The 6790-nt window shown below is 37.2% G+C and carries 5 protein-coding genes, 1 tRNA gene and 1 pseudogene; all 7 read left to right on the top strand.

What is annotated here, in order from left to right:
• The 7 genes and pseudogenes from BAQ48_RS21940 to BAQ48_RS21910 all read left to right on the top strand — a co-directional run bounded on the left by BAQ48_RS21940 (position 1) and on the right by BAQ48_RS21910 (position 6782).
• A tRNA-Ala gene (locus BAQ48_RS21940) sits at positions 1–72 on the top strand.
• A 117-nt stretch (positions 73–189) separates the two neighbouring features.
• Positions 190–1335, top strand: coding sequence for a glycerate kinase (locus BAQ48_RS21935; protein ID WP_071712825.1), 1146 nt, complete (start codon positions 190–192; stop codon positions 1333–1335).
• A gap of 209 nt (positions 1336–1544) precedes the next feature.
• Positions 1545–2438, top strand: coding sequence for an arginase (rocF, locus tag BAQ48_RS21930; RefSeq protein ID WP_000711585.1), 894 nt, complete (start codon positions 1545–1547; stop codon positions 2436–2438).
• Between the two features lie 247 nt (positions 2439–2685).
• Complete coding sequence (gene cdaA / locus BAQ48_RS21925) at positions 2686–3507, top strand: diadenylate cyclase CdaA (protein ID WP_071712824.1); 822 nt, start codon at positions 2686–2688, stop codon at positions 3505–3507.
• On the top strand, positions 3500–4969 hold the full coding sequence (locus BAQ48_RS21920) for a CdaR family protein (protein WP_071712823.1): 1470 nt from the start codon (positions 3500–3502) through the stop codon (positions 4967–4969). The genes cdaA and BAQ48_RS21920 overlap by 8 nt, the downstream gene beginning before the upstream one ends.
• Positions 4962–6308, top strand: coding sequence for a phosphoglucosamine mutase (gene glmM, locus BAQ48_RS21915; protein ID WP_000521488.1), 1347 nt, complete (start codon positions 4962–4964; stop codon positions 6306–6308). Before BAQ48_RS21920 ends, glmM begins: the two co-directional genes overlap by 8 nt.
• Before the next feature lie 286 nt (positions 6309–6594).
• Positions 6595–6782, top strand: a pseudogene (locus BAQ48_RS21910) (hypothetical protein).
• Positions 6783–6790 lie beyond the last annotated feature (8 nt).

Genomic DNA, 6790 nt, shown 5'->3' with positions numbered 1-6790 from the left:
GGGCCTTAGCTCAGCTGGGAGAGCGCCTGCCTTGCACGCAGGAGGTCAGCGGTTCGATCCCGCTAGGCTCCATCTAAATAGAGAAAGCTTACATCATATGATGTAAGCTTTTTTTGTGTTTAAAAAGACAACCTTCGTATTTGTCGTTTACAATGAAGAAAATGTAAAAATAAAGGGTGAGGGATAATTGTGAAAGTTGTCATTGCATCTGATTCATATAAAGAAAGCTTAAAAGCTATTGAAGTATGTGAGGCCATTGAAAGAGGTTTTAGAGAAATTTTTCCTAAAGCAGAGTATGTAAAAGTGCCAATTGGAGATGGAGGAGAAGGAACGGTTGATTCACTTGTGGATGCTACAGGGGGAAGAATTATATCACTTCATGTGACAGGACCGCTTAGAGAACGTGTACAAGCCTTTTACGGTATGTCTAAGGATAATAAAACAGCGTTTATTGAAATGGCAGCAGCATCAGGATTACAACACGTTCCGATTGAAAAAAGAAATCCACTTATTACAACGACAAAAGGGACAGGAGAACTTATATTACATGCGCTAGAACAAGGGGCTGAGCATATTATTTTGGGGCTCGGAGGAAGTGCGACAAATGATGGTGGAGCAGGTATGTTGTCCGCTTTGGGAGTCAGGTTTATAAATGGAGAGGGGGAAGTTATAGAGCCATCTGGAGGAACATTACATTCGATTGCAACAATTGATTTTTCGCGAATGGATTCACGTTTAACACATATAAAGATAGAAGCGGCATGTGATGTAGACAATCCGTTAGTTGGAATAAGGGGAGCATCTTTCGTATTTGGGAGGCAAAAGGGTGCGAATCTAGAGATGATGAAAGAGCTAGATGAGAATTTAAAGCATTATGCGAATATCCTTAAACAATACTTATCTTGCGACGTATCTAAAATAGCTGGTGCAGGAGCTGCAGGAGGAATGGGAGCAGCTGTTATTGCAGTGTTAAAGGGAAACTTGCGGAGGGGAATTGAAATTGTATTAGATTATACAAACTTTGATAAGCATATAGAAGGTGCGGATTTAATTATAACTGGTGAAGGTAGAATAGATGAACAAACAGCATATGGAAAAGCCCCTGTAGGTGTTGCGGAGCGCGCGAAACATTTTCATATTCCTGTGATTGCTATTGGAGGATCTGTATCTCCGAATTATTCGGCAGTTTACGAAAAAGGAATCGATGCAGTATTTAGTATTACATCGAGTCCGATGACATTAGAAAAAGCATATAAAGTAGCAGAAGAGAATATCGAAATGACAGTGAAGAATATTGCAGCAGTGTGGAAAATAGCATCGAAAAAACACTTCTAAATGTAGGAGTGTTTTTTATTATTATTTAATAATAGTAATGGTAGTTGTTTCACTAAGTTAATTTTATACATATAATAGTCTTAAAATTTGGATTCTTCCTTCAGTATAAGTGAATAAAATGTATATCCATGCAGAAAAATGTTGAGTTGAGTCAGACTATATAAAAGATTTAAAATATTTAGTGAAGGCATAAAAGGGGGATACTATCTATGAAAAAAGAAATCTCGGTTATTGGAGTTCCAATGGATTTAGGACAGATGCGTCGCGGGGTTGATATGGGACCGAGCGCGATCCGTTATGCAGGGGTAATTGAAAGAATTAAAGAAATTGGATATGACGTTAAAGATATGGGAGATATATGTATAGAGAGAGAAAAAGAAGTAGATGAAAATACAAAGTTAAGAAACCTTACACAAGTTGCAACTGTATGTAATGAATTAGCGAGTAAGGTGGATCATATTATAGAAGAAGGTCGTTTTCCACTTGTATTAGGCGGTGACCATAGTATTGCTATCGGTACGCTAGCTGGTGTAGCGAAACATTATAAAAATTTAGGTGTTATTTGGTATGATGCACACGGTGACTTAAATACTGAAGAAACTTCACCGTCTGGAAATATTCACGGTATGTCACTTGCAGCAAGTTTAGGTTACGGACATCCCGCACTTGTAGACTTATACGGAGCGTACCCAAAGGTGAAGAAAGAGAACGTTGTAATTATCGGTGCACGTGCATTAGATGAAGGAGAAAAAGACTTCATTCGCAATGAAGGCATTAAAGTGTTCTCAATGCATGAAATCGATCGTATGGGTATGACAGCTGTTATGGAAGAAACAATTGCGTATTTATCTCATACGGATGGTGTTCATTTATCATTAGATCTAGATGGTCTTGATCCTCATGACGCACCAGGAGTTGGAACACCTGTAATTGGCGGTTTATCTTATCGTGAAAGTCACTTAGCGATGGAGATGTTAGCAGAAGCTGATATTGTTACATCTGCTGAGTTTGTTGAAGTAAATACAATTTTAGATGAGAGAAACAGAACAGCAACAACAGCAGTTGCTTTAATGGGTTCTTTATTCGGTGAAAAACTAAAATAAATGTAAGAAAAGCAACTGAGAAGTTGCTTTTTTTATTTGAAAATAGGCGTATAATTATGATTTATATTATACTGTACGATAAGAATGTTTGACATCTTACCAATTAAACTAAAGGGGGCTGTTTGTAATTGTTGTTTGTTTCATGTATGGTATAATTAACTAGTTGTTGGAAATACATACAGATAGAGCATAAAACAATATTTCAATATATGGATAGAATTGCTCGTAAGTAGGAGGAAGGGTTAGCATGCCTTTTGAAGATACGACCATTTTGAAATATCTTAGTACGGTATTAGATATTGCCGTTGTATGGTTTATTATATATAAGCTAATTCTTATAATCCGAGGGACAAAAGCTGTTCAACTTTTAAAGGGGATTACAGTTATTATTGTCGTTCGGATGATTAGTATTTTCCTTGGATTGCATACGCTTTATTGGTTAACTGAACAAGTATTAACGTGGGGATTTTTAGCCGTTATTATTATCTTTCAACCAGAATTGCGAAGGGCACTTGAGCAGCTAGGACGCGGGAGTTTATTTTCGCGTGTTGGGGCTCATGAAGATGATGAACCTGAAATGGTTGCAACAGCGGTAGCAAAAGCGACGGAATATATGGGAAAACGTAGAATTGGTGCATTAATTACTTTGTCAAAAGAGACCGGTATGGGCGATTATGTAGAAACGGGTATTCCGCTAAATGCAAACGTATCATCGGAACTACTCATTAATATTTTCATTCCAAATACGCCTCTTCACGACGGAGCAGTAATTATGCAAGGAAGTACCATTAAAGCAGCAGCATGTTATCTTCCGTTATCGGAAAGTCCGTTTATTTCTAAGGATTTAGGAACTAGGCATCGTGCTGCAATGGGAGTTAGTGAAGTTACTGATAGTATTACAGTAGTTGTGTCAGAAGAAACCGGCCAAATTTCTTTAACGAAAAATGGTAAGTTGCATCGTGATTTGAAGACAGAACAGCTGAAGGATATGCTGTTAGCTGAATTTAGTACGAATGAAAAAACGACTTCTTCGTCTTTATGGAATTGGAGGAGAAAGCGTCATGGATAAGTTAATGGAGAATCATTGGTTTTTAAAAGGGATCTCATTACTATTGGCGTGTATGCTTTTTATGTCAGCGACTTTGACTGAAAAAAATACGACATCGGGTATATTACCTTTTGTAAATGAAGCGAAAGAAACATTAACTAATTATGATATTAACCTTAAGTATGATGAAGAGAAATATATTGTCAGCGGTATCCCATCAGAGGGAGTCAAGGTGAAGTTAGAAGGTCCAAAAGCAGCGGTTGCTACAGCAAAAGCTAAAAACCAATTTGACATACCAGTTGATTTAAGAGATCGTCCAGAGGGAACTTATGAAGTTTCTTTAAAAGCAAATGGTCTTCCAGATGATGTGAAAGGAACAGTTCAACCATCAAAAATTAAGGTCACTCTTCATGAAAAAGCGAAAAAGTATGTTCATGTAGATTTGAAATTATCAAATGAAGATCAAATGCCAGTAGGTGCTACCCTGGAAAAATCAAATATTAAGCCTGATACTGTTGAGGTAGTGGGAACGAAAGAAGAAATAGAAAGTATTTCATCTGCTAAGGCATATATCGATTTAAAAGGTGTTAATAAAACTGTTACAAAAACAGCCGAAATTACATTGTACAATAAAGAAGGAAAACGTTTAAATGTAAAAACGAATCCATCTAAAATTAGTGTAACGTTGAATGTAGCGACGCAACCTACAGCAAATAATACTGAAAAAACTGTTCCTGTAACATATACGAAGAAGGGTAGTTTACCAGAAGGATTGGCCGTTACAAATATCAGTGTTGAGCCGAAGGAAGTAACGATAGCGGGTCCGAAAGATATTTTGGATAATATACAATCTATAGAGGGGGTCGAAGTAGATCTTAGTCAATTGACAGATTCTACAACATTCGATACCTCTGTTTTATTGCCAAAGGGTGTAATTAGTGCAAAACCAAATCAAGTGAAGGTTTCTGTAGGAGTACAAAAAACGAAACAGACGAAAACCAGAACGATTGATGGTATCCCGATTCAAAAAAATGGAGTTACTAAAGATGTTACTGCCCAGCTACTTTCGCCGCAAGATGGAAAGATAAGCGTTGATATTTCAGGAGAAGCAAGTATAGTAGATAAAATAACAGCTGCTCAAATAACAGCGGTAATTAATTTACAAAATGTATCTCCAGGAACGAAAGATATTTCGATCCAAGTGAGCGGTCCTGGTAATATTTCAATAGAGCCAAAACAAAAAAGTGCTAAAGTCACAATTGTGAAGAAAGAAAAGCCAGATAAAGAAGTACAGGGTAACGGTGAACAACCAAATTCAAATAATGAGCAAGATAATCAAACTGAAAAACCAAAAAATCCTGAACCTGAACCTGATCCCGAAAAGGAAAAGGAAAAAGAAAAAGATAAAGATAAAGAAACTAGTCAAGAACCAACAGTAGATAATCAAAAAGAGCAAGAAAAAGGAGCGAATCATAATGGGTAAATATTTTGGTACAGATGGAGTACGCGGAGTTGCGAATCAGGAGTTAACACCTGAATTAGCGTTCAAAATTGGACGTTTTGGGGGATATGTATTAACAAAAGATACAGATCGTCCAAAAGTAATTATCGGTCGTGATACACGTGTATCTGGTCATATGCTAGAAGGAGCTTTAGTAGCTGGTCTATTATCGACTGGAGCAGAAGTAATGCGTCTTGGTGTTATTTCTACACCAGGTGTTGCGTATTTAACAAAAGCGTTAGGTGCACAAGCAGGTGTGATGATTTCTGCATCTCATAATCCGGTACAAGATAACGGAATTAAGTTCTTTGGTTCAGATGGTTTTAAATTAACAGACGAGCAAGAAGCAGAAATAGAAGCTTTATTAGACAAAGAAGTTGATGAATTGCCACGTCCAACAGGTACGAACCTTGGACAAGTGAGCGATTACTTTGAAGGTGGACAAAAATATTTACAATATATTAAACAAACTGTAGAGGAAGATTTCTCAGGTTTACATATTGCTTTAGATTGCGCACATGGTGCTACGTCTTCTTTAGCTCCATACTTATTTGCAGACTTGGAAGCTGATATTTCGACAATGGGAACTTCACCGAATGGTATGAACATTAACGATGGAGTAGGTTCTACGCATCCAGAAGTATTAGCTGAATTAGTAAAAGAAAAAGGTGCTGACATCGGTCTTGCTTTTGATGGTGATGGTGACCGTTTAATCGCTGTAGATGAAAAAGGAAACATCGTTGATGGCGATCAAATTATGTTTATTTGTGCGAAGTACATGAAAGAAACTGGTCAGCTAAAACATAATACAGTTGTTTCAACTGTTATGAGTAACTTAGGTTTCTATAAAGCACTTGAAGCAAACAATATTACAAGTGATAAAACAGCTGTTGGTGACCGCTACGTAATGGAAGAAATGAAGCGCGGTGGTTACAACCTGGGCGGAGAACAATCAGGTCATATTATCTTACTTGATTACATTACAACTGGTGATGGAATGTTAAGTGCACTTCAACTTGTAAATATCATGAAAATGACGAAAAAACCATTATCTGAGCTTGCAGGTGAGATGACGAAATTCCCGCAATTACTAGTAAACGTTCGTGTAACAGATAAAAAATTAGCACTTGAAAACGAAAAAATTAAAGAAATTATTCGTGTTGTAGAGGAAGAAATGAACGGAGATGGTCGTATTCTTGTTCGTCCATCTGGAACAGAGCCGCTAATTCGTGTAATGGCAGAAGCACCAACACAAGAAGTGTGTGATGCTTATGTACACCGTATTGTAGAAGTTGTGAAAGCTGAAGTTGGCGCTGAATAATTTGCTGAATTTGTTTTAAAAGGAGCACAAGAAGTGCTCCTTTTTCATATGTTTTATAGACGATGAAAAAAATTTCATTGACGGTTTATCAGGTTTGTTATAAGATTGTCTTGTTCTTTTTCTCAAAGTAAATATTGTAAATTATAAAAGCGCCAGAACTACAAGTAGTGTAGTTGACGAGGTGGGGTTTATCGAGATTTCGGCGGATGACTCCCGGTTGTTCATCACAACCGCAAGCTTTTACTTAAATCATTAAGGTGACTTAGTGGACAAAGGTGAAAGTGTGATGAGAGAAAAGGAACGGATACAAACTAGCTGTATAAGTATATACGGACTTAAACCCCCAATCGAAAGGAAGGTGAAAGCCGTTACAAGCTTACAGGGCTAGCAATATGTAATCCGTTTTTTAGTATAAATAAAAATGGTATCGGACTATGTCGTTACATGTTCGCAGAGCAGTGTAAGCATTTGTAGCGGCGACT

This window comes from Bacillus luti (genome assembly GCF_001884105.1).
Classification (GTDB): domain Bacteria; phylum Bacillota; class Bacilli; order Bacillales; family Bacillaceae_G; genus Bacillus_A; species Bacillus_A luti.
Note: the sequence above shows the minus strand (reverse complement) of the source record. Positions and strands in the feature narration are given on the sequence as shown.